General features: G+C 55.8%; 15 protein-coding genes and 1 other annotated feature (1 of these 16 only partly in view). Of the genes, 13 read left to right on the plus strand and 2 right to left on the minus strand.

The annotated features are described in order from the left end of the window. Nucleotides 1-148 (plus strand) — a binding site (T-box leader); it begins 141 nt to the left of the window's first position. A gap of 59 nt (nucleotides 149-207) precedes the next feature. From pheS to NSS83_RS28665, 11 genes are all read left to right on the plus strand, one after another. Next, the gene (gene pheS / locus NSS83_RS28615; RefSeq protein WP_341187739.1) at nucleotides 208-1,242 is read left to right on the plus strand and encodes a phenylalanine--tRNA ligase subunit alpha; all 1,035 of its coding nucleotides are present in this window, start codon (nucleotides 208-210) and stop codon (nucleotides 1,240-1,242) included. Between the two features lie 409 nt (nucleotides 1,243-1,651). Continuing rightward, complete coding sequence (pheT, locus tag NSS83_RS28620) at nucleotides 1,652-4,096, plus strand: phenylalanine--tRNA ligase subunit beta (RefSeq protein ID WP_341187740.1); 2,445 nt, start codon at nucleotides 1,652-1,654, stop codon at nucleotides 4,094-4,096. A gap of 204 nt (nucleotides 4,097-4,300) precedes the next feature. Beyond that, complete coding sequence (locus tag NSS83_RS28625; RefSeq protein ID WP_341346973.1) at nucleotides 4,301-6,766, plus strand: hypothetical protein; 2,466 nt, start codon at nucleotides 4,301-4,303, stop codon at nucleotides 6,764-6,766. A gap of 478 nt (nucleotides 6,767-7,244) precedes the next feature. Then, nucleotides 7,245-8,234: a sugar-binding protein gene (locus NSS83_RS28630; protein WP_341346974.1), complete on the plus strand. Its 990-nt coding sequence runs from the start codon at nucleotides 7,245-7,247 to the stop codon at nucleotides 8,232-8,234. After that, entirely contained in the window at nucleotides 8,231-9,664 is a 1,434-nt protein-coding gene (locus NSS83_RS28635; RefSeq protein WP_341187743.1) for a sensor histidine kinase, read from the plus strand. The genes NSS83_RS28630 and NSS83_RS28635 overlap by 4 nt, the downstream gene beginning before the upstream one ends. A 36-nt stretch (nucleotides 9,665-9,700) precedes the next feature. Beyond that, nucleotides 9,701-11,281 (plus strand): helix-turn-helix domain-containing protein, encoded by a 1,581-nt coding sequence (locus NSS83_RS28640; RefSeq protein WP_341187744.1) that lies wholly within the window; start codon nucleotides 9,701-9,703, stop codon nucleotides 11,279-11,281. Nucleotides 11,282-11,518: 237 nt separating this feature from the next. Continuing rightward, nucleotides 11,519-12,574 (plus strand): D-xylose ABC transporter substrate-binding protein, encoded by a 1,056-nt coding sequence (gene xylF / locus NSS83_RS28645; protein ID WP_341188115.1) that lies wholly within the window; start codon nucleotides 11,519-11,521, stop codon nucleotides 12,572-12,574. A gap of 87 nt (nucleotides 12,575-12,661) precedes the next feature. After that, nucleotides 12,662-14,173, plus strand: a complete 1,512-nt coding sequence (locus tag NSS83_RS28650; protein ID WP_341187745.1) for a xylose ABC transporter ATP-binding protein — start codon at nucleotides 12,662-12,664, stop codon at nucleotides 14,171-14,173. A gap of 2 nt (nucleotides 14,174-14,175) precedes the next feature. Continuing rightward, complete coding sequence (locus NSS83_RS28655; protein ID WP_341187746.1) at nucleotides 14,176-15,369, plus strand: sugar ABC transporter permease; 1,194 nt, start codon at nucleotides 14,176-14,178, stop codon at nucleotides 15,367-15,369. Between the two features lie 995 nt (nucleotides 15,370-16,364). Next, on the plus strand, nucleotides 16,365-16,661 hold the full coding sequence (locus NSS83_RS28660) for a transposase (protein ID WP_341346726.1): 297 nt from the start codon (nucleotides 16,365-16,367) through the stop codon (nucleotides 16,659-16,661). A 1,139-nt stretch (nucleotides 16,662-17,800) separates the two neighbouring features. After that, the gene (locus tag NSS83_RS28665) at nucleotides 17,801-18,994 is read left to right on the plus strand and encodes an IS256 family transposase (protein ID WP_341346975.1); all 1,194 of its coding nucleotides are present in this window, start codon (nucleotides 17,801-17,803) and stop codon (nucleotides 18,992-18,994) included. A gap of 244 nt (nucleotides 18,995-19,238) precedes the next feature. Here the strand turns inward: NSS83_RS28665 and NSS83_RS28670 are convergent, their stop codons facing one another. Then, nucleotides 19,239-19,625: a cupredoxin domain-containing protein gene (locus NSS83_RS28670; protein WP_341187747.1), complete on the minus strand. Its 387-nt coding sequence runs from the start codon at nucleotides 19,623-19,625 to the stop codon at nucleotides 19,239-19,241. 265 nt (nucleotides 19,626-19,890) lie between these two features. On the opposite strand from NSS83_RS28670, the gene NSS83_RS28675 reads away from it, so the two are divergent. Beyond that, nucleotides 19,891-21,012 carry a diguanylate cyclase gene (locus tag NSS83_RS28675; RefSeq protein WP_341187748.1) on the plus strand — a complete coding sequence of 374 codons (1,122 nt, stop codon included), beginning with the start codon at nucleotides 19,891-19,893 and terminating at the stop codon, nucleotides 21,010-21,012. A 43-nt stretch (nucleotides 21,013-21,055) separates the two neighbouring features. Here NSS83_RS28675 and NSS83_RS28680 read toward each other — a convergent pair whose 3' ends face one another. Beyond that, a complete protein-coding gene (locus NSS83_RS28680; RefSeq protein WP_036696706.1) occupies nucleotides 21,056-21,403 on the minus strand; it encodes a phage holin family protein in 348 nt (115 codons plus the stop codon). A 152-nt stretch (nucleotides 21,404-21,555) separates the two neighbouring features. Between NSS83_RS28680 and NSS83_RS28685 the strand changes: the two genes are divergently transcribed. Next, nucleotides 21,556-23,922: an endonuclease MutS2 gene (locus NSS83_RS28685; protein ID WP_341346976.1), complete on the plus strand. Its 2,367-nt coding sequence runs from the start codon at nucleotides 21,556-21,558 to the stop codon at nucleotides 23,920-23,922. Nucleotides 23,923-23,933 lie beyond the last annotated feature (11 nt).

Below are 23,933 nucleotides of genomic sequence, written 5' to 3' on the forward strand. Positions count from 1 at the left end.
AGAGTGCTAGTAGGGGGGACCGGCCGCAGACCGTTATTTCTGTATAAAGTGAGACAGGTCTTTGCCGTACCGAAAGAGGGAATATTGCTCTTAAGGGAAGCGTACGGCCGTCTAACAAGGGTGGTACCACGGTCTTTTCGTCCCTTTACCGGGAGGAAAGGCCTTTTTTTGTTGAACAATATGAGATTTGAGGGGGCAGTACAAGCCATGAAAGACAAATTGGAAGCACTGAAGGCCGAGGCACTGACGAAGCTGCAGGCGGTGTCCGATCCGCAGATTCTGAATGATCTGCGCGTCAAATACCTTGGCAAAAAAGGCGAGCTGACAGAGGTTCTGCGCGGTATGGGCGGACTAAGCGCGGAGGAGCGTCCGGTGATCGGCCAGGTGGCCAATCTGGTGCGCAGCGCCATTGAAGAGGTGATCGGCGCCAAGCAGGAGCTGTTCCAGCAGCAGGAGACGGAGAACCGCCTGAATGCGGAGAAGGTCGATGTAACCCTGCCGGGCCGCGGCATGCCGCAGGGCGGCATTCATCCGCTCAGCCGGGTGATTCAGGAGATCGAGGATATTTTCATCGGTATGGGCTACAAGGTGGCGGAAGGACCGGAAGTGGAGACAGATTATTACAACTTCGAGGCGCTTAACCTTCCGAAGAACCATCCGGCCCGCGATATGCAGGATTCCTTCTATATTACGGAAGATATTCTGATGCGCACACAGACCTCGCCGGTTCAGATCCGCACCATGCAGGCGATGAACGGGGAGACTCCAGTCAAGGTCATCTGTCCGGGCAAGGTGTTCCGCCGTGACGACGACGATGCGACCCACTCCTTCCAGTTCCATCAGATTGAAGGTCTGGTGATCGGACGCAATATCCGTATGAGCGACCTGAAGGGGACCCTGCAGCAGTTCATGAAGGAGATGTTCGGTCCTAGCGCGGGCATCCGCCTGCGCCCAAGCTTCTTCCCGTTCACCGAGCCTAGCGTTGAGGTGGATGTAAGCTGCTTCAAATGCGGCGGCGAAGGCTGCCGGCTCTGCAAGCAGAGCGGCTGGCTTGAGATTCTCGGCGCCGGTATGGTGCACCCGAATGTGCTGCGGATGGGCGGCTACGACCCTGAGGTCTACAGCGGCTTCGCGTTTGGCATGGGCGCTGAGCGGATCGCGATGCTGAAGTACGGCATCGATGACATCCGTTACTTCTACACGAATGATATGGGCTTTGTGAAGCAGTTCAAGGGGATTTAGGGATTTGGCGGGTGTGTATGGGGCGCGGGCCGGATACTGATAAGCCGGAGGGGAATTTTGGAACTGGAGGAGCGATAGCGACCGCCTTTGTGTTTGAATTTTTACTGCTATATAGATTGAACTAAAAAATTCAAGTTGAAGGAAAAGTGGCGGAGGGGAATTTTGGAACTGGAGGAGCAGTAGCGACCGCCTTTGTCTGCGGATTTCAACCGTTAAAAACGGGATAAATCAAGAAATCTGCAGACAACAGCGGCCGGAAGTCCAAAACTTCTCTGGAGGTACACTGGAATACAGGAATTTGGGTTAGGACGAAGTTGGCACTATGGCTTGTTGTATATCCGCTTCCGTGCGCGAAGCGCAGGCCGCCATGGAGATCAATACATCTGAAACAAAAAGGAAGTGTGCGATTATGAAAGTATCAACCGCCTGGCTGGCCGATTATATATCGCTGGAAGGGGTTACCGCAGATAGCTTGGCGGACAAAATCACCACCGCCGGCATCGAGATTGACGGAGTAGAACGCCGCAACAAAGGGATTTCCGGGATTGTGACCGGCTACGTGAAATCCAAAGAAAAGCACCCCGACGCCGATAAGCTGAATATCTGCATCGTCGATGCCGGGCAGGGCGAGGATCTGCAGATCGTCTGCGGAGCGAAGAATGTCGCAGCGGGCCAGAAGGTACCGGTCGCGCTGGTGGGCGCCAAGCTGCCGGGCCTGGAAATCAAAAAAGCCAAGCTGCGCGGCGTGCTGTCGCAGGGGATGATCTGCTCGGCCAAAGAGCTGGGCCTGAACGACAAGCTGCTGCCTAAAGAGCTGCAGGAGGGCATTCTGGTGCTGCCGGAGCAGACCGAGGTGGGCCAGGATATTCTCAAGGTGCTCGGACTGAATGACGAAATCCTTGATTTCGATCTGACACCGAACCGTTCCGACTGTCTGAGCATGATCGGTGCCGCTTATGAGGTAAGCGCGGTGCTGGGCCGTGAGCTGAAGCTGGCTGATCCGGCGGCAGAGCTCGTAGAAACGGGCGGCAAGGCTGCGGACTCCATTACGGTTACGATTGAGGACGAGGCATTCTGCAGCCATTATGCCGTGCGTTATATTGCCGGAGTGAAGACCGCGCCGTCCCCGCTGTGGATTCAGAACCGCCTGATGGCGGCCGGGGTGCGTCCGATTAACAATATCGTGGATATTACCAACTATGTGATGCTGGAATACGGACAGCCGCTGCATGCATTTGACGGCGGGCAGGTCCAGGGCGGAACCATCGGTGTACGGTTTGCCCGTGAAGGGGAACGACTGGTAACCCTTGACGGCCAAGAGCGCAAGCTTGAGCCGCAGATGCTGGTCATTGCCGACGGTTCAGGCGCAATTGGCCTGGCAGGAGTGATGGGCGGACTGTCAACAGAGGTTACCGCAGACACCGTTAATATCGTACTGGAATCAGCCAAATTCGATGGCGGAACGGTACGCAAGACCTCGCGTCAGCTCGGTCTGCGCTCAGAAGCGTCCCAACGGTTCGAGAAGGAAGTCGACCCGAATGCGGTCATCCCTGCGCTTAACCGCGCGGCTGCACTGATTGCCCGGTATGCCGGAGGAACGGTGCATGAAGGGATCGTCCAGGCCGGAAGTATCGCTGGTCAGGAGAAAGTGCTGCAATTATCGCTGGAGAAGCTGAACCGCTATCTCGGGACAGATCTGTCATTGCTGGAAGTGAAAACCCTGTTCGGACGTCTGCATTTCAAGTGCGGTGATGCGGCTCAGGGAATCGTCGAGGTCGAGGTGCCGACACGGCGCGGAGACATTACGCAGGATGTGGATCTGATTGAAGAGATCGCCCGCTTATACGGCTATGACAACATTCCGACCACGCTGATCGAAGGCACAACAACACCTGGTGCGCTTACCAGACAGCAGTCCCTGCGCCGCGAGCTGCGCCGCCTGCTCTCACTGGGCGGATATCAGGAGGTTATGGGCTATTCCTTCATCCAGCCGGAGCAGAGCAAGCTCTTCCCTATGCTGGCGGAAGGCAAGCAGTCAGTGAAGCTGGCGATGCCGATGAGCGAGGAGCGCAGCGTGCTGCGTACCAGCCTGCTGCCGCAGCTGCTGGACATTGCCCTCTACAACACGAACCGCCGCCAAGGCGATCTGGCGTTGTTCGAAATCGGAAATGTGTTCTTCACGGAAGAAGAAGTCCTTACCCGCCAGCCGAGCGAGCTGCCGGTGCTGGGGCTGCTGCTGAGTGGTACGCGTGCAGCCAAGCAGTGGAACGTGGCTGCTGAGCCGGTGGATTTCTTCGACCTCAAGGGGGCGCTGGAGACTGTATTTGCGCATCTGGGCCTTACGGATCGCGTAGTCTATGAAGGGGACGCGCCTGAAGGCTATCATCCGGGACGCTCTGCTTCCATCTATCTGCTTCAGGCAGAGGGCCGTGTGAAGATTGGTTCGATGGGGCAGCTTCATCCCGAGCTGCAGCGCCGGATGGATCTGGAGGATACCTACGTATCCGAAGTCCTGCTCCAGCCGCTCTATGATGCGGCGCGTGCCCAATTGCAGTATAGCGAGCTTCACCGCTTCCCGGGCATGGAACGGGACATTGCGGTGGTAGTGGATGACGCGGTTCCGGCAGGCGACCTGATCGCGGCGATCCGTGAGCACGGGGGTACTCTGCTGCAAAATGTGCAGGTATTTGATATCTACACAGGAGGCAAGATGGAGGCGGGTAAGAAGAGCGTTGCCCTGTCGCTCTTGTACCGCCACACCGAGCATACGCTGACTGACGAAGAGGTTGTGGAAGTGCATGACAAAGTGGTCTCTGCGCTTGAACAAACTTTTGGTGCAGAATTAAGAAAATAGCAGGAATTGTGCAAAGCCGCAGCGAATCCATTTAGAAACAGAGATTCGCTGCGGCTTTTCTGTACCCATGTGAAGTGCGGAGGAACATGCAAATAAATGCAATGGACGCGTGCTTTTGCCAAAGGTCAGGAAATCACGCTACAATAGGAGTAAGAGCAAAGAAACCAACTTAGAATCCGCACACATACAAAGGAGGGCACAACTGTGGCTATGGACCGGACCCGTGTCGCCGTGGAGATATACGGAACTTCCTACAAGCTTGTCGGAAGCAGCACAGAATATATGAAACAGGTCGCCCGTCATGTCGATGAGCATATGCGTGCAATATCGAAATCACATTCCAGACTGGATACGCCGCGGATTGCGGTGCTTACAGCTGTACATATGGCAGAGCAGGCAATCCAGGTTCAGGATTTCAAGAATGAGCTGAATATGCTGACCGGTGAACGCACTGAGCTTCGCGTGGAGGTGTCACGCCTTCAGGAAGCACAGCGTGAACAGCAGGAAGAATATGAGAAGCTGGAAGCCGCAGCGAAGGAAGAGGCTGCGCGGCTGGTTGCCGCCGCCGAAGAAGAACGCTCAAGGCATCTGGAGCAGCAGGAGCAGGAGAGGCAGCTGCATGCCCAGCTGCTGGAGGAAGAGAAGCAGGCGGCGGACGCTGCCCGCGAGCAGCTGGTGCAGGAGCTGAAGGCGCGAGAGGATGAGCTGAAGGCGCTGCGTGAGGGGCATGAAGCAGAGCAGGCTGCAAGCCGCGAGGCAGCACGTCAGGAGCTGGAGGCCGCAGAAGCTATGCGGATGCAGCAGCTGGAACAGATGAAGTCTGCCCATCAGCAGGAACTGGAGCAGCTGCGCGAGACGCTGACCCGCGAGAAGACAGAGACGTTGTCTGCTCTGGAGCAGGAGTTGCATGAGACGCGGGAGTCGATGGGCAGCGAGATCGTGGAGATCCGCTCCACGCTCAGCAAGGAGCTGGCTGATACCAAGGCTGCGCTCACAAGTGAGCTTACCGGGGAACGGGAAGCGCTTGAGAAGGAGCAGGCCAAGACCAAGGAGCTGCGGCAGTCCCAGGGGACGCAGGAGCACCGGCACAAGCAGCAGCTTCAGGAGCTGGAGAAGCAGCTTGGCGAGCTGCGCGGCGGAACCGGGCAGCTCCAGTCCCGGCTGCGGGCAGCGGAGGCCGGGCTGAAGGGCGAACGCGATGCGAGGCTGACGCTGCTGGCGCAGTACGAAGCTGTGCTGAAGCGGGAGGAGCAGCTCGGAGAGGAGCTTAAGCTTGCCGCTGAGCAAGGAGAGCAGCAGAGTGCGGCGCTGGAGGAAGTGCGCAAGCAGGCTGCGGCTTCGCAGAGCGAGGCGGAAGCGCTCCGCAGCAAGCTGCGGGACGCAGAGGACAAGCTAAGCGTTGCGCTGGAAGAGCTGCACACGGCGAACGAGCTGGGCACCCTGCTGAACGAAGAGGTGGAAGGGCTGCGCCAGCAGGTTGTAGCTGCGCAGAGCGAGGCGGAAGCGCTCCGCAGCAAGCTGCGGGACGCAGAGGGCAAGCTAAGCGCTGCGCTGGAAGAGCTGCACACGGCGAGCGAGTTGGGCAACCTGCTAAACGAAGAGCTGGATGAGCTGCGTAAGCAGGTTGCGGCATCGCAGAGCGAGGCGGTAGAGATCCGCAGCGAACTGCGGGATCTAGAGGGTAAGCTAAGCGAAGCGCAGGAAGAGCTGCACACGGCTAAGGAGCTGGGCAATCTGCTGAACGATGAGCTGGGAGGGCTGCGCCAGCGTTATGAGCTGACGCAGGAAGAAGCGGCAGCACTGCGCACATCGCTGCGGGAGACGGCAGATCAGCTCAGCCGGACGCAGGTGGAATTCGACCGTACGGCAGAGGAAGCGGCGTCCTGGCAGGAGCGTGCGAACAAGCATATGGAGGATATCAGCGAGCTGGAGATGAACCTTCTGGAAGAGGGGGAGAAGTCGGCAGCCTTGCAGCGCGAAGTGGAGACTCTTCGCGGACAGGCAGACGGCATGGTTCAGCAGCTTGATCAAGAGGCGCGGCTTCGTGCCGAAGCGGAGCAGGAGCTTGCCGTTCAGCAGGAGGCGGCACAGGCAGCCCGCAAGGAACTGGCTGCGCTGCGCGGCCGCTACGAGGAGCTGATCGCCCAGTACGACGAGATTCTGCAGGACGGGGAGCAGCTGAAGGAACGCTGCGAGCTGCTGGAAGCCGAAGGCGAGGAAGCTGCGCGGCGTCTGGAAGAGCTGTATGAGGCAGGACGTGAAGCTGCGGCTACGGCGATGGAGCAGCAGGAAGCACTTCGCGAGACCCGGGAGTATGAAGCTACCTGGAAGCAGAAATATGAGGAGCTTCTGCAGCGTGAGCAGCAATGGAACGAGCAGGAAGCACAGCTGCGCGAGGAGATTGAGATCTGGCAGCAGGAGGCCGGAGAAGCCGAGGCTCAGGCGGAATCAGTCAGCCGCTCGCGCACCGAAGCAGAGCAGCGGCTGGATGAGATCGGCGAGAGCTATGAGATGGTCCAAGGCCAGCTGCGGCTGGTACAGGCCCAGTTCGAGCTGCAGCAGGGAGAGCTGGAGAAGCTGTCCCAGGAGCATCGCAGCCTGCAGGCGGAATATGCCAAGCTACAGAGTGAATATAATGAATGGATTCAACTGATCGAACAGGACAGTTGAATGGCGGATGCATCACAGGAAGAGCTGTTGTAAGCAGGAATGCTTAGAACGGCTTTTTCTGCTGTGCAGGGACGGTGGGCGGATTCATCCTTAGTGGGACTGCAAGGGAGGGCTGCTGCTCTAAAGTTGGCTGGAGTGAAGTAATGCACAATTCCTGCACTAAATACAACATTCGTACCTCTGAAGCAGCTAATTGCGGGAAATCCTGCCTAGAATGCAACATCTCAATGCCAATGACCCGCTCCACCAGTAACATTCCTGCAAAATGTGCAACATTCGGCGTTCTCAAGCTGCAATCCGTTAGAAATCCTGCAAAAGGTGCAACTTCGGCGTTCTCAGGTCACATTGAGGAGCACAAGTGCCCCTGAATCGAGCGGAAGTTGGTTAAATGAGCAAATGAGTAGCACAAGTGCTTTTGACATAATAAGTATTGCAACCGGTTACAACCCGGGGTAGGATGTTGGTTGAGGTGAACGGGATGGATAAGAAATGGGTCAGCGGCGCTGGGGTTGTTGTGCTTTTTATACTGTTGTCATATTTGTTTATAGGCTTTGCGCATCATTCCGCCCGGATGGGCAATATCGTTAAGGAATTGAGCGGGGAGCCGATTCAGGACAAGCCCGGATATCATATTGTGCTGATCGAGCAGGAGCGGTACCACCCGTACTGGGAGATGGTCGAGAAGGGGGCCGCGGAGGCTGCAGCGAAATACGGGATAGAGATCGAATTCACGGGACCGGTGCGCAACAACATGGAAGAGCAGATCAGTCTGCTGGAAAAAGCGATTGCCGCCCAGGCGGATGCGATCATCGTGCAGGGGCTCAACGACGAGAAGTTCACGCCGGTGATTGATAAGGCGGTGAACCGGGGGATTCCGGTGATCACGATTGACACGGATGCTCCCGCCAGCCGGAGACTGGCCTATGTGGGGACCGACAATGTAGCTGCCGGTGAGGCATTGGGACGCATGGTAGTGAAGACGACTGGCGGGAAGGGCAAAATAGGTGTGATCATCGGCAGCGAGCTGGCCAAGAACCAGCTTCAGCGCCTGGACGGGCTGAAGAATATCGTGAAAGACTATGGCGGCATGGAGATTGTCGATGTCCGCAGCTCCAACATCTCGCATATGGAAGCAATCCAGCAGGCGGCGGATATGCTTAGGTATCATCCGGAGATTGATGTAATGGTGGGCACCAGTTCAACGGACGCGCTCGGTGTACTCCAAGCATCGAGAAGCCTGAAGCGCGGTCCGCTGACCATTATCGGCTTCGATAACCAGGCGGAGACGCTGGATGCCATCAGCCGGGGAGCAATCACAGCGACTGTTGCACAGCAGCCCTACCTGATGGGGAATATGGCGGTCCGGCTGCTCCATGAGTATTTTAATGGTGCCCATCTGCAGCCCCGGTACTACACAGGAGTGAAGGTACTGGATAAGACCAATGTGCAGGAGGGGGAGAGCCTATGAGTATCCGAGTGAAGCTGCTGATCTGCATTCCGCTGCTGGTGCTGCTGATGAGCTCGGTCTCCTTCGTACTGTTCCAGAGCGGGAAGAATGTGCAGGAGAGCTACCATCTGATGATGAACCGGATCATGCTGTATAAGGAGGTATCCTATGAGGTCGGCGAGAATATGCGCTCCTTGAACCGCTTCATTATGCAGGTGGATACGGACAGCTTCCCGGAGGTGGAAAAGCATCTGGGCGCGGTGCTGGAGCTGCGCAGCAGGCTGGACGGAATGAATACCATCGGGGGCAGCGGCCTTCCGCTGATGAACTACAGCCACCTTATTGATACTTTTGTGGAGCAGGCGGGTCAGATGATTACGGAGATTGACGGACAGGATGCGAATTCGCTGGCAGGTGCCTATATCGAGGCGGAGCAGACGCAGCGGTTCATCCGCGAGGAGGCTCAGGAGCTGGTTGATCTGGAGCTGGACCAATATAAGCCGATCTACGCGGAGATCATGTCCACGACAGCGAAGCTGAACCGGATGGGCAGTCTGCTGGTGATTACTGCGGCGCTGCTTAGTATCTGTATGGCGGTCTGGCTGTCCAGCAGCATTACCGGACCGATCCGCCGCCTGGTGGCAACGGCCAAGCAGATCTCGAAGGGACGGATGGATACCAAGGCGCCGGAGAGCGTCAATAACGATGAGATCAGCATACTGTGCCGCGCTTTTAACGGGATGATTGATAATATCCAGGAGCTGATGAAGGAGAACATTCAGAGTGCGGAGAAGGACCGGCTGGTCAAGGAGCTGGAGCTGAAAATGCTGCAGAGCCAGATCAATCCGCATTTCCTGTTCAACACACTGAATTCCATCGCCAAGCTTGCGTATCTGGAAGGGGCGGCGAGAACCAGTGATCTGACCGTGTCGGTCTCGCGTATGCTCCGCTATAATCTGCAAAAGCTGGACCAGGCCGTTCCGCTGCGCGAGGAGGTCGAGCATGTGAATGAGTATATCAACATCCAGCGGGCCCGCTTCCGGGACCGGATTGCTTTTGAGATGGAGATTGATGAGGAGGCGATGGACGGGATGGTGCCGTGTCTGACGCTGCAGCCGATCTTCGAGAATGCCTTCGTTCATGGTCTGGAGCAGATGGAGGAGGGGGCTATACTTACGCTATCGATCCGTTACCGCAGCGGGCAGGTGGAGATTGTGATCAGTGATAACGGGGCGGGCATGAACCGCGAGACGGTAGCCCGGCTGATGGGCTCGACTCAGCAGGAGGCGCCGCATTCCAGCGGGAAGGGCCAGTCTACCGGGCTTGGGACACATAATGTTTTTAAAAGACTGCATTTATTCTTCGACGGCCAGCAGCTCATCGAGATCAACAGCAGTGAAGGGCAGGGGACGGCGGTGCTGTTCCGGCTGCCCTTCCGGACCTCGGCCTAGAGGCACTCACCTGAAGTGAAGGGGGAAAAGATAACGATGTACAAGCTGCTGATCGCAGATGATGAAGCACTGGAGCGGGAGGGGCTGGAGCTGATGATCCGGCATCTGATCCCGGACAAGTTCGAATTCCTGCATGCCGGGAACGGGCGGAAGGCGATTCAGCTGGCGGAGGAGCACCGGCCGGATATGATTTTCATGGATATTAAGATGCCCGGTATCCAGGGGCTGGAGGCGGTGCGGCAGATCCGGGAGAAGCTTCCGGCGGCGCAGATTGTGATGATTACGGCCCATGACTACTTCGCGTATGCCAAGGAGGGGCTGCTGCTGGGGGTGCGCGATTATCTGTTGAAGCCGGCCCGGCGGGAAGAGGTTGCGGAGGTGCTGCGGAAGCTGATGGCGGTCATTGAGGAGGAGCGGCGGAGCAGGAATGAACAGCTGGAGCTGCAGGAGAAGCTGGCCCATCTGCTGCCGCTGGCCGAGAATGAGCTGACTCTGATGCTGATGCTGGAGCATGTGCAGGATCTGGAACCGGAGCAGCTGGCCGGGCTGCTGGAGCTGCACTTCAGCAAGGGCTACGCGATGGTCCTGTCCTTCCCCCGGCACGGGGAGAGCGGCTGGGAGACATTCCGGCAGTCCAAGCGGGAGATCTATGAGGCGCTCAAGCAGTTTGCCAAAACAGGACTGGGCTGCCTCGCCGGACCGCTGGCCGGGCATCAGCTGGCGCTGTTCATTCCCTTGCCGCCGGGGAGGACAGGATATTCCCAGCGTGTCAGCTCGCTGGACTGGGGGGAGCGGCTCCGCACCTATGCCCGGGAGCGCTTCGGCCTGCCTCTAGGCATCGGCATCGGCTCGATCCGCGAGGGCTGGGACGGGCTTAGCCGCTCTTACCGCGAAGCCGTCCGGGTATGTGCAGACCACCAGCATTCATCCGGTGTGCATCATTACGATGATATGATTCAGAGCTCGGGGCAGACGGCGGTCCCGCTGGATGAAGAGAAGAAGCTGCTTACCGCCTTGCTCCAGCGCAGCAAGCAGGAGGCCGCCCAGCGCTTCAGCCTGCTGTATGACTCCTTCGAGCAGGGAGGGGAGCAGACATTGTCTGCCGTGCGCGGGGAGGTAACCGGCCTGCTGCTGTTTCTGGCCAGAGGCGTTCACTCCACAACCGGCGCGGAGCTGCTGGCTTCGCTGAACGCAGCGGAAGATCCGCGCGCTCTGCGGTTAAGCGCGGAGTCCTGGCTGGAGCGGCTGATCGATGGCCTGGAAGAGGAGCAGGAGCATCACCGGTCCCATGTGCATCAGCGGGCGCTGCTCTATATCAGCCAGAAGTATAAAGAGGATATCTCCATGGAGCAGACGGCTGAATATGTGAACCTCAGCCCGCATTATTTCAGCAAATTGTTCCGGCAGCATGAGGGGGAGACCTTTATTGACTACATCACACGGTTGCGGATTAATGAAGCGAAACGCCTGATCGCTGAGGATCAGCTGAACCTGAAGGAAATCTGCTATGAAGTAGGCTATAAAGACCCGAATTATTTCAGCCGGGTCTTCAAGAAGGCTGCGGGGATGACGCCAAGCGAATTCCGCCAGCAGCAGGAGAAATCGGGTCCTTGCTGAGTAGCAAGGACTTTTTTATGCTGTTGCCCCGGATTATCCTATGAAAGCCGGGGCGGAGAATTACATTACAGCAGGCAAGACCAAGAATGCGGGTGGAGGGCAAATAAGTGCAGGGAATCGCTGCTCCCGGGGCGGTTTTTCCATGCTACACTTTTTTTGTAAGCGCAATCAAATATAAAGCTAACGAAAAGGGGCGTAGCAATAGTGAGAAAATACGGAAGAGCAATTTTCCTCGGGATGGCGGCGATGGTGCTGGCGGCATCGATGGCGGGCTGTGGTGTGGTCTCCAGCGGTGACAACGAGAAGAAGGAATCTGCAGGAGCGGCCAAGGACGGGGACAAAATTGTCATCGGCATGTCCATGGATACCTTGAAGGAGGAGCGCTGGCAGAAGGACCGGGATATTTTCACAGCAAAGGTGCAGGAGCTTGGCGGAGAAGTGAAGGTGCTGGCCGCAAACGGGGATGATGCTACCCAGCTAAGCCAGGCGGAGCAACTGATCTCCCAGGGTGTGGATGTGCTCGTGGTCATTGCCCATAATGCGGAGGCTACGGCTCCGATCGTGGATAAGGCGCATAAGGAAGGTATCAAGGTCATTGCCTATGACCGGCTGATTAACAATTCCGAGGTGGATTATTACATCTCCTTCGATAATGTACGTGTTGGTGAATTCCAGGCTCAGGCAGTCATCGACAAGGCGCCTAAGGGCAACATTGTCTACATCGGCGGCGCGGATACTGATAACAATGCCCACATGTTCAAGGAAGGCGCGATGAATATTCTGAAGCCGCTGGCAGACAAGGGCGATATCAAAATCGTCTACGACCAGTTCTCCAAGGACTGGAAGCCCGAGGAAGCGCTGAAGAATATGGAGAATGCGCTGACCGCGAACAATAACGATGTACAGGGCGTGGTTGCGGCGAACGACGGGACAGCTGGCGGCTCAATCCAGGCGCTGACGGCGCAGGGCATGGCGGGCAAAATTCCGGTATCCGGCCAGGATGCGGACCTTGCCGCGGTACAGCGTATAGCCGAAGGCACACAGCTAATGACGGTCTACAAGCCGATCAATGCGATTGCCACGAAGGCGGCGGAAATGGCGGTGGCGGCTGCCAAGGGCGAGACTATTTCGACAGATAAGACCGTTAACAACGGAAAAATTGATGTTCCATCCGTGCTGCTTGATCCGATTGCCGTCAATAAAGATAACCTGGATGTGCTGATCAAGGACGGCTTCCACAAGCTGGAGGATGTGTACAAAAACGTTCCCAAGGACCAGTGGCCGAAACAATAAGGGCAGCCTGTACGGCAAGCAGATGCGGCGCCAGTGGCGAACCCGCATCTGCTTGCTGCTTGAGGGCCGGAAGGAGGAACGGCAGGCATGGATGTACTTGAAATGGTAGAGATCAGCAAGAGCTTCCCCGGCGTGAAGGCGCTGGACCATGTGAATTTCAAGGTGAAGCAAGGGGAGATTCACGCCTTATGCGGGGAGAACGGCGCAGGCAAATCCACGCTGATGAAAGTGCTGAGCGGACTGTATCCTGCGGGGACATATGAAGGCGAGATCCGCATCGGCGGGGAGAAGAAGGCATTCCACAAAATTACCGATGCGGAGCACGCTGGGATTTCCATCATTCACCAGGAGCTTGCGCTTGTTAAGGAGATGACGGTGGGTGAGAACATTTTCCTGGGGGCAGAGCCGGTGAAGCGCGGGGCGATCCAGTGGAATGAGCTATATCATCAGGCTGCGCTGTGGCTGAAGAAGGTGGGGCTGAACCTGTCGCCGGATACGAAGATCGGCAATCTTGGCATCGGCCAGCAGCAGCTTGTGGAGATCGCCAAGGCGCTCTCCAAGCATACCAAGATTCTCATTCTGGATGAACCAACAGCGGCGCTGACCGAGAGCGAGGTGTCCATCCTGATGGGCATTCTGAATCAGCTGCGGCGCGAAGGCGTGACCTGTGTCTATATCTCGCACAAAATGCCCGAGGTGTTCGCGCTGGCCGATTCCATCACCGTGTTGCGGGACGGGAAGACAGTGGCGACTCTGGACCGCCAGGCGACAAATGACGACCAGGTGGTCTCGCTGATGGTTGGCCGTGAGCTGACGGAGCGCTATCCGCGCGTCCCGCATTCACCCGGGGACAAGGTGCTTGAGGTCGCAGATTATAATGTCTGGCACCCGGAGAAGCGTCAGCAGAAGGTGCTCCGGGATATTGGGTTCACGCTCCGTCAAGGCGAGATTCTGGGCATTGCCGGGCTGATGGGGGCCGGACGGACAGAGCTGGTCAGCAGCCTGTTCGGCGCGTATGGGGGAAGAAGCGAAGGCACGGTGCTGATCGAAGGCAAGGCCGTCAAGATCCGTTCGATTGCCGAAGCGATCAAGGCCGGAATTGCCCTGGTCACGGAAGACCGCAAGCGCCAGGGACTGGTCATGGGAATGGACGTCAAACGCAATACGACATTAGCCACACTCGGCAAGGTTTCAAGGCTGGGAGTCATTAATGAGAATGAGGAGATTAAGTGGTCCGAGCAGTACGTGAAGGATCTGAGAACCAAAACAGCTTCGCTGGAGACACTGGTCGGCACACTCTCCGGGGGCAACCAGCAGAAGGTGGTTATCGGCAAATGGCTGATGACAGGCCCCAAGATTCTGATTATGGACGAACCCACCCGGGGCATCGATGTCGGGGCGAAGTACGAAATCTATAACCTGATGAACAAGTTGGTTGAACAGGGAGTAGCCATTATTATGATCTCCTCCGAGCTGCCCGAAGTACTGGGGATGAGTGACCGGATTCTGGTGATGTGCGAAGGACAACTGGTACGGGAATATGATTGGCGCGAAGCAACGCAGGAGAATATTATGCTGGCCGCCACAGGAGGTAAATAGAGATGCAGCTGCAAAAAGAGCTTAAGGAACCTGAAGCGGTTCCGGCCGCCGGAGGATCGCGCATGCGTACCCTGTTCGGCAAAATGGATATGCGTGCCTATACGATGATTGGCGCATTAATTCTGATCTGGGTCCTGTTCGGCGTGCTGAATCCTACCTTCCTGACCTCGCGGAACCTGTCCAATCTGTTCACGCAGATGTCGGTGACCTCTATACTCGCCATTGGCATGGTACTGGTTATCGTGGCGGGCCATATCGATCTGTCCGTCGGCTCCATCGTCGGCTTGACCGGCGGGATGGCGGCGATACTCAGCAATTGGCTGGAGCTTCCCGCGATTGTAGTGATTCTGGGCACGGTGGCCGCCGGTGCGGTGCTGGGTCTGGTGCAGGGCTGGCTGGTCGCCTATAAAATGATTCCCGCCTTCATCGTCACCCTCGGCGGAATGATGGTGTTCCGCGGGGTGCTGATGGGCGTGACCGAATCGATGACCATTCCAGTATCGGATCCGGTGCTGGCGCTGCTCGGCAATGCTTATTTTGCCTCAGGCTTCGGCATCATTCTGGGTGTGCTCGCAGTGGCTCTGCTGCTGTATAGCGCGTTCACGAAGCGGCGCTCCCGTAAGAAATACGGGTTCACCGTCGCCCCGCTCGGTATGGACATCGCGAAGGTAGCAGGACTGTCCCTGCTGGTGGTAGTCTTCGTGGCCTTGATGAACAATTACAAAGGCATTCCGTTCCCAATCATCTTCGTTATTGTGCTGGCGGCTATTTTTTACTTCCTGTCCACCAAAACGACCTTCGGCCGCCATATCTATGCTATCGGCGGCAATATTGAGGCTGCGCGGCTCTCCGGGATCAACATCAAGCGCAAGACGATGCTGGTCTTCATCCTCAGCGGCCTGCTCGGCTCCATTGCCGCCATCGTGCTGACCTCCCGCCTGGCCTCGGCGACCATTACCGCAGGCAATATGGCCGAGATGGACGCCATTGCCGCCTGTGTGATCGGAGGCACCTCCCTGATGGGCGGAGCCGGAACGGTCATCGGCGCGCTCATCGGGGCGCTGGTCATGACCTCGCTCGATAACGGCATGTCGCTGATGGGACTGGAGTCGTTCTGGCAGTATGTGGTCAAAGGCTCCATCCTGGTCATCGCCGTCTGGCTGGACATTTCCGGCCGCAGCAAGGGTGTGAAGTAAGAAAAGGGGCTGTAGCAGCTGCTTAAGCATACAGAGCAAATAAGCCGGCAGGGATGTTGCCCCTTCCGGCTTATTTGTTGTAGCAGGAAACTATACTATGCGGCTAAGAAAAACCGAACACAATGTGCAGGTGTGTGGAGGTTTGCAGGGAGGATGTATGCGAAAAACTGAACACAATCATTACTGGCAAGGGGGTACGTGGGCTAATGTATGCGGAAAACCGAAAATAATGTGTCGTGCGGGGGGGAGTGGGCGGGATGTATGCGAAAAACTGAATATAATATACCAGTGCGCAGGTGAAAGAGCCCAGTGCAGGCCAAACGAGCCAATGAGGTGCACTAGTGCCCCTGAATTCTTCAGTTGAGGGCCAAAACGAGCCAATGAGGTGCACTAGTGCCCCTGAATTCCTCAGATGAGGGCAATAACGAGCCAATGAGGTGCACTAGTGCACCTGAATTCCTCGCATGACGGCCAAACGAGCCCATGAGGTGCACTAGTGCACCTGAATTCCTCGCATGACGGCCAAACGAGCCCATGAGGTGCACTAATACACCTGAATTCCTCGGATGACGGCCAAACGAGTAAATGAGGTGCACTAATACACCTGAATCCCTCAGATGAGGGCAATAACGAGCCAATGAGGTGCACTAGTGCCCCTCAATTGCCCCTGAGTCCCTGGAAAGTTGGCTAACGAGCAAATGAAGGAAATGAAAGGGATAAATCCCTCTGATTCCGCCAAAAGCGGGCGGACGGAGCAAATGAAAGGGATAAATCCCTCTGATTCCGCCAAAAGCGGGCGGACGGAGCAAATGAAAGGGATAAATCCCTCTGATTCCGCCGAAAGCGGGCGGACGGAGCAAATGAAAGGGATAAATCCCTCTGATTCCGCCGAAAGCGGGCGGACGGAGCAAATGAAAGGGATAAATGCTGTTAGTGTTAACCGTGGACACCCGTTAAGAGAATAGAGATAATTAGTTTAACGAGGAGGTGTCCCCATGAGTGGAACACGGAGAAGCTACAATGAAGAATACAAAAGACAGACCGTCAAGTACATCCAGGAGCAGACGAAAACGGTAGCGGAATTGGCCCTGGAGCTGGACATCCCCGCCAAAACGTTGCATAAATGGCTAGGACAGTATCGGCAGTTTGAGAATGAGCCCATCATTACTCCAGACAAATACAGAGAGCTGGAACGTCAACTGAAGGAGAGGGAGCGAGAGCTCGCAGACCTGACCGAAGAGATGGCCATCCTAAAAAAAGCAGTGCACATCTTCAGCAACCCAAAGAACTGAGATTTCAGCTTATTGAAGATCATCGCTCCGAGTTCCCTGTGGAGAAGATGTGCCGTGTCTTTCAGGTGTCCCGGAGCGGTTATTACAAATGGAGAACAGCAGAACCTAGCCCCCAAGCCACCCGCAAAGCGTTGCTATTAAAGCGGATAGCCTATCATTTCCATGACTCTAAGGGTCGCTATGGCAGTCCCAAAATCAAGGTTCTCCTCGAACGTGAAGGGCACCGGGTCAGTGAACGCACCGTAGGAAAGTATATGAAGGAACTCGGTCTGCGCTCTTGTGTCGCGAAACGATTTCGGGTATGCACCACCGACTCCAACCATCCGTTACCCATTGCCCCCAACCTGTTGAACCAGCAATTTCACACGGAAAAGCCGAACCAGACGTGGGTGGCGGATATCACCTACATTCCCTGCCGGGAAGGACGGATGTACTTGGCGAGCGTACTGGACCTGTGTACCCGGGAGATTGTCGGCTGGCGGCTTAGCGACCGGATGACCACTGACCTCGTACAAGGCGCTCTGGACGCTGCTTATCAGGCCAAACGCCCCGGGAAGGGCTTGATTCATCATTCGGATCGGGGCTCCCAGTACGCCTCTGCAGACTACCGGGAACGCCTAAAGTCGTACCAGATGACTGCAAGCATGAGCCGCAAAGGAAACTGTTATGATAACGCCTGTATCGAATCGTTTCACAGCCTCTTAAAAAAGAGTTGGTGTACTGGAATCGATTTAAAACGAAGCAACAGGCGTATGATGCCATCTTCCAGTACATTGAATTTTTCTACAACCGCAAACGAATCCATGGGGCGCTGGGTTACGTTTCTCCGGTTCAGTTTGCAGCCACATTTAAGCGAAAAACGATGTAGTTGTTGTCTACTTTCTTGACAGGAGTCCAAAATCCCTCTGATTCCGCCGAAAGCGGGCGGGCGGAGTAAATGAAAGGGATAAATCCCTCTGATTCCGCCGAAAGCGGGCGGACGGAGCAAATGAAAGGGATAAATCCCTCTGATTCCGCCGAAAGCGGGCGGACGGAGATGGCGTAAAGTAAGTTGTGTACCACAATTTGGAGCCTAGCCAGGCACCAAAAAAGTAGGGTATCCTCGGGTTTACCACAACACCAAGAAGGAGCCCTACTCGATGACTATTGTACCCGAACATATGCTAAATAATCTATTTGAAAAACTTGTTAAAGACTTCATGAAAGAGAATATGGAATCGCTCCTGCGTGCCGAAATCCAAGGGTTTATGGCGAGTGAAGAAGCCGGTGCCAGCAATAGCCGTAACGGATACTATACACGGGATCTGCATACGAGATACGGCCATATCGAGGATCTTCAGGTTCCCCGGGACCGCCAGGGTCTCTTTCAAACTCAGATGTTTGAACCCTACCAACGGCGGGAGGGCTGGCTGGAAGAAGCGGTGATCCAGATGTATAAATCCGGCATGGGAACCCGGGACGTGGCCCGATTTATTGAAAGCATGTTCGGCAGCCATTACTCGCCCACCACCATCAGTAACATCACCGCTACGGTGCTGGAGGATATCCACCAGTGGCAGAAACGTCCGCTGAGCAAACGCTACTCTGTGATCTACCTGGATGGGCTGTACGTGAAGCTTAAACGGGGCACGGTCCGGGGCGAAGTCGTCTATTTTGCCATGGGAATCGACGAAGAAGGTCAGCGTCAAATCCTGGGGTTCTACGTAGGGGGTCAAGAGAGCTCGAATGGCTGGCGGGAGGTGCTCAAAGATCTGTACGCACGCGGGGCCCAGGAAGTGCTGCTCGGTGTATTTGACGGACTGCCGGGGCTCGATGCGGCCTTTAAAGAAACCTACCCGCAGGCGGATGTGCAGCATTGTGTGGTGCACAAAGTACGAGCCACGTTACCCAAAATCCGTGTGGAGCACAAAACCGATGTGATTAAGGCCCTGAAGACCGTGTATGATGCACCAGATGAGGTCGTGGCCCGGGCGAACTTTGACACGGTGAAAGCGAAGTGGAATGCGTTATACCCGAAGGAAATGCGGTCTTGGGAGGAGCAGCTTTCGACGTTACTGACGTTCTACAAGTACCCGGAACCGATGCGTAAAGCGATTTACACGTCCAATCCCATTGAGCGAATGAACAAGGAAATCCGCAAACGTCTGAAGCCGATGAACAGCCTGACCAACATGGATGCGGCAGAAAAAATCGTGTATCTGGAGATGTTAGGCTACAACGAAAGGTTTGGGCAGCGAGTCACCCCTGGCTTTGGGGTGGACACGGTGAAAAAGAAGCTCAGCCAGCTCTATGAAGCCCGCTACCCTTCGTTGCCCACAGTCGTAGAAGAGTAGCCAATGAATCCAATTTCTGGGGGTCGGGGTTCCCCCTCCCCCAGAAACACTACACCCCCAACCCGTAACCCCGGGGAGGTACTTCTACTCATTTACACAAACTTCTTGACGCTACCCGGACGGAGCAAATGAAAGGGATAAATCCCTCTGATTCCGCCGAAAGCGGGCGTACGGAGTAAATGAAAGGGATAATTCCCTCTGAGTCCGCCGAAAGCGGGGTTATTCCACTCGGTTAATTATCCCGCTATTCCACAATAATCTTAGCAGTCATTCCGCTGTGGCCGGAGCCGCACATGATGGCACAGGTCATCTCGTAGGTTCCGGCTTCCTCGGGCAGCACCACCTGCGAGGAATTCTTGGCGTCCAGCCGCAGCTTCATCTCCGGGACCAGTATGCCGTGATTGCCGCTCTCATTTTCGAAGATGATTTTGACAGGGACGCCCTTCTTCAAATGGTACTCCGGCTGGTCAAAGCTATAATTGGTGGCCGTAATCACGAGTTCTTCCTCCGCCGTCAGATTGCTCCCGGCAGCTGCATTGTTAGCGCTGTCAGAATTGCTGCTGTTCCCCCCGCAGGCCGTTAGCAGAAGCGCAAATATAATAGAACATAGAATAGCCGACTTCCTGATCATGTGCATCCTCCTCATCTACTTGGGCAGTTGACCTTAGCATAGCCTAAATCGGTCAAGTTGTCTTGATCAATCTATATAAAAGACTCCAACCGCTGCCGTCACCACCACTGCAAACTTTGTCGAATTTTGCAAAAATATGATGCAAAAGAGTTTAAAATTAATTATAATTAAGCCTAATATAATTAAAGCTTCATATTATCCGGCTAGAAGATCCGGCTAGAAGCAGGGGAGTCAGATCATTATAGATTACGCGTTGCAAAGTGCAGTGAGATGGCACCGGAGAATACTGTATGGCTACTGGATCATCGTATTCTGTCTGCTGCTCGCCCAGTTCCTGTATATGCTGTACTCCCGTTCTGATGAGATGCAGACGATATTCAGTCCCGGCAACGGGCATCTATTCATAGTCTGCAATGTGATGATTATCCTGACTATGGCTTCTGCGGAGGTCTGGCTGCGCCGCTCGCTCCGTTATCATAAGCAGGCGGTTGTGGTCTGCAGCTTCATGGTTTCCTATCTGATGTATTTTGTGCTGGAGCCTTATGTAGACGGTGCCCAGATGGCACTGATGATGCCCATTATGCTAGCCCTCATCTATTTCGACCAGCGGCTGCTGTACTCGCTTGGGGCATTCAGTATTGCATTCTACGCAGGCGTCTACTTTGGGCTTGAACGGACGCTGCTCGGTAAGCCGCTGCTGGAGTTTGTGCTGGTGGAGTGTGTGTATGTTGTCTTTGCCCTGACTGCGCAGGCGGTGATTCTCCGTGGCCGTGAGACGCGCGAATATCTGGAGCAGCTCACCAAGTCGGAGCAGGAGCTGATGGTGGAGCGGGCGATCTCGGACAAGCTGCTGAAGATAGATGCGTTAACCGGCCTGTATAACCACAAGACATTCCATGAATACCTGGATTCGCTGCTGGAGCAGTGTGAGAACAACGGACTGAGGCTGCAGCTTGCGTTAATTGACATCGATAATTTCAAGCAGGTCAATGACAGATACGGACACTGGGTGGGCGATCTTGTGCTCAAGGAGGTGGCGGCCAAGATGAGCAGCCTGATCGGGTTGAATGATTTTGCGGCAAGGTATGGCGGGGAGGAATTCGCAGTGATTTTTACGGATAAAAGCTTCCAGGAAGCCTACGCTGCTGTCGAGCAAATGCGTATCAGCATTGCTGCCATGTGCCATCCGTATGCCGGGAACAAACCCATTACGGTCAGTATCGGATTGTGTCACTACCAGCTTGGAGACGGCAAGGAGCTGCTGTTCCGCAAGACGGACGATTCGCTGTATACAGCCAAGCGCGGCGGGAAAAATGCTGTAGTGACCTCTGCAGTCACTTCCGTTAAAGGACATAAACTTACAGAAAACCCCCAAATTCCGATATAGACCGGGAGCTGGGGGTTTCATTGTCTGCACGTGCCTTGGGCCGTTATTTGCCTGCTTCAAACGGAGTGGATACCGGCAGGAACAGATCTATGATCCCGATGACCAGTGCGGCAAGCAGGGCACCAAGCACCGAGACACTGACACCGCTGACGACAAACTGGGCAATCCAGATGACCAGGGCACTGACCAGGAAGCCGACGATACCGCGTCCGAAGGGCGTTGTTTTTTTGCCGAAAATGCCTTCAACGACCCAGCCGAGCAGAGCGATCACCAGAGCAAGCATGAATGCGCTCCAGAATCCCCCGACCGTGAACTGCGGAACAATCCAGCCGACCACCATCAGCACGATTGCTGCGACCACGAACCGTACTACATGAGCTAAGAATCTCAATGAACTAACCTCCTTTGGCGTTCGCTTAAGGATATGTGCGTTGTTATTGTGGCCCGAAGCCGGTTTTCTATGCCCAGAAATCATACCCAAATAGCGAAAATGGGCTAAATTAGGTATAATGGTTCCATCTATGAAGGGAGCTGTGACAGTAATTGGACGACAAAATTTTGCATACGCTTGAATATCGCAAGATTTTAAATAAATTGATGCAGTATACGCAGACGCCGATGGGACGGCTGACCGCCGAGCTCCTGAAGCCTTCCGGTGATTTCGAAGGGGTGAAGAAGCTCCTGCAGGCTACGGATGAGGCGGTAAATGTTGACCGGTTGAAGGGAATTCCTTCATTCGGCGGCGTGACCGATATCCGGCCTGCGCTGAAGCGTGCATCAATTGGCGGGATGCTGGGCACAGCAGAGCTGCTTGCGGTAGGCAACACGATTGGCGGGGCCCGCCGGGTCAAGCGTTTCCTCCATGCCATGCATGACGATGAGAGCATTCCTGCGCTATTCGCGCAGAGTGATCTGCTGTCGGAGCAGAAGCATGTAGAGGATGCCATCCGCATGTGTATTGACGAGAACGCCGATGTTATGGATTCGGCGAGCACGGAGCTTGCTTCCATCCGCCGCGAGCTGCGCGGGGGAGAGACACGTATCCGTGAGAAGCTGGATTCGATGATCCGCTCGTCTTCGGTCTCGAAGATGCTCCAGGATCAGCTCGTGACGATCCGTGGTGACCGGTTCGTCATTCCGGTCAAGGCTGAGTACCGCGCCCACTTCGGCGGTATTGTGCACGACCAGTCAGGCTCAGGGGCAACGCTGTTCATCGAGCCGGAATCCATTGTGGCGATGAACAACAAGCTGCGGGAGACGCGGCTGCGCGAAGAACGCGAGATCGAGATCATCCTGCACCGGCTGACTGCGCTGGTCGGCGATATTGCCGAAGAGATGGCGTATGATATTGACATTCTCGGTGAGCTGGACTTCATCTTCGCCAAGGCGCGTCTTGCACGCGATCTGAAGGCTACCCAGCCGCGGATGAATGACCGCGGATACCTTCGCCTGCGTAAGGGCCGCCATCCGCTCATTCCGGCCGAGCAGGTTGTGCCGCTGGATGTGGAGCTGGGCAATGATTACCGCTCCATCATCGTGACCGGACCGAATACGGGCGGGAAGACCGTGACCCTGAAGACGATCGGCCTGCTCAGCCTGATGGCGATGTCTGGCCTCTTCATTCCGGCCGAGGAAGGCAGCCAGCTGTGTGTCTTCGATGCGATCTACGCCGACATCGGCGATGAGCAGAGCATTGAGCAGAGCCTCAGTACCTTCTCCAGCCATATGACGAATATTATATCCATTCTGAAGCGGATGACACCGAAGAGTCTGATTCTGCTCGATGAGGTCGGTGCAGGAACAGATCCGGCTGAAGGCTCCGCGCTCGCAATAGCGATTCTGGAGAATATTCACCGGACGGAATCCCGGATGGTTGCCACTACACATTACAGTGAACTGAAGGCATACGCTTATGAACGGGCAGGCGTTATTAATGCCAGCATGGAATTCGATGTGCAGAGCCTGAGTCCCACTTACCGGCTGCTGGTCGGTGTGCCTGGACGAAGCAATGCGTTCGCCATTGCTGAACGTCTCGGGATGCCAAGTGCGATCCTTGAGCACGCGCGCGGTGAAGTGAAGGAAGAAGATATGCGCGTTGAGCATATGATTGCGTCCCTGGAGGAGAACCGCCTTACCGCAGAGAACGAACGCATCCGGGCTGAAGAGATTCGCCGTGAAGCGGAGGAGTTCCGCAAGCGGCAGCAGCAGGAGCTGGAGAAGCTGGAAGGCTCACGCGACAAACGTCTGGAGAAGGCAGAGAAGGATGCCAGCGATCTTCTGGCCAAGGCGCGCAAGGAAGCTGAAGAGATTATCAGCGACCTGCGCCGCCTGGCGCTGGAGGAAGGCGCATCCGTCAAGGAACATAAGCTGATCGAAGCGCGCCGCCGGCTGGATGAAGCAGAGCCTGCACCGCGCAAGAAGGCTGTGCCGCGCAGCACGGTCAAGGCGCCGCGCAAGATTCAGCCAGGGGATGAAGTTAAGGTAGCGAATGTGAATCAGAAGGGCCTTGTGGTTGAGCTGAGCGGTACCAAGGAAGCTGTTGTACAGTTCGGCATCATGAAGATGAAGGTCAATCTGAGTGATCTGGAATTCCTGGCCTCCGCACCGGATGCTCCTCCTCCGGCTCTGCGCAGGGCCACAACGGTCAAGCGTACACGCGATGAGAATATCCGTAGTGAGCTCGATTTGCGCGGTGCGAACCTGGAGGAAGCCATTATGGAGACCGACCGCTTCATCGACGAAGCTTTTCTCGGCAATCTGGGGCAGATCTCCATTATCCACGGCAAGGGGACGGGAGTCCTGCGGACAGGAATACAGGAATACCTCCGCAAGCACAAGCATGTCAAAAGCTATCGGCTCGGGAACTACAATGAAGGCGGCGCGGGTGTGACGGTAGCTGAACTGGAGTAACGCCCTTAGTC

Origin of the sequence: Paenibacillus sp. FSL H3-0469 (assembly GCF_038051945.1) — a bacterium.
Classification (GTDB): domain Bacteria; phylum Bacillota; class Bacilli; order Paenibacillales; family Paenibacillaceae; genus Paenibacillus_AQ.

Coding starts and splice junctions, on each gene's coding strand:
- pheS (WP_341187739.1), top strand. CDS start 208: ATGAAAGACAAATTGGAAGCACTGAAGGCCGAGGCACTGACGAAGCTG.
- pheT (WP_341187740.1), top strand. CDS start 1,652: ATGAAAGTATCAACCGCCTGGCTGGCCGATTATATATCGCTGGAAGGG.
- NSS83_RS28630 (WP_341346974.1), top strand. CDS start 7,245: ATGGATAAGAAATGGGTCAGCGGCGCTGGGGTTGTTGTGCTTTTTATA.
- NSS83_RS28635 (WP_341187743.1), top strand. CDS start 8,231: ATGAGTATCCGAGTGAAGCTGCTGATCTGCATTCCGCTGCTGGTGCTG.
- NSS83_RS28640 (WP_341187744.1), top strand. CDS start 9,701: ATGTACAAGCTGCTGATCGCAGATGATGAAGCACTGGAGCGGGAGGGG.
- xylF (WP_341188115.1), top strand. CDS start 11,519: ATGGCGGCGATGGTGCTGGCGGCATCGATGGCGGGCTGTGGTGTGGTC.
- NSS83_RS28650 (WP_341187745.1), top strand. CDS start 12,662: ATGGATGTACTTGAAATGGTAGAGATCAGCAAGAGCTTCCCCGGCGTG.
- NSS83_RS28655 (WP_341187746.1), top strand. CDS start 14,176: ATGCAGCTGCAAAAAGAGCTTAAGGAACCTGAAGCGGTTCCGGCCGCC.
- NSS83_RS28660 (WP_341346726.1), top strand. CDS start 16,365: ATGAGTGGAACACGGAGAAGCTACAATGAAGAATACAAAAGACAGACC.
- NSS83_RS28665 (WP_341346975.1), top strand. CDS start 17,801: ATGACTATTGTACCCGAACATATGCTAAATAATCTATTTGAAAAACTT.
- NSS83_RS28670 (WP_341187747.1), bottom strand. CDS start 19,625: ATGATCAGGAAGTCGGCTATTCTATGTTCTATTATATTTGCGCTTCTG.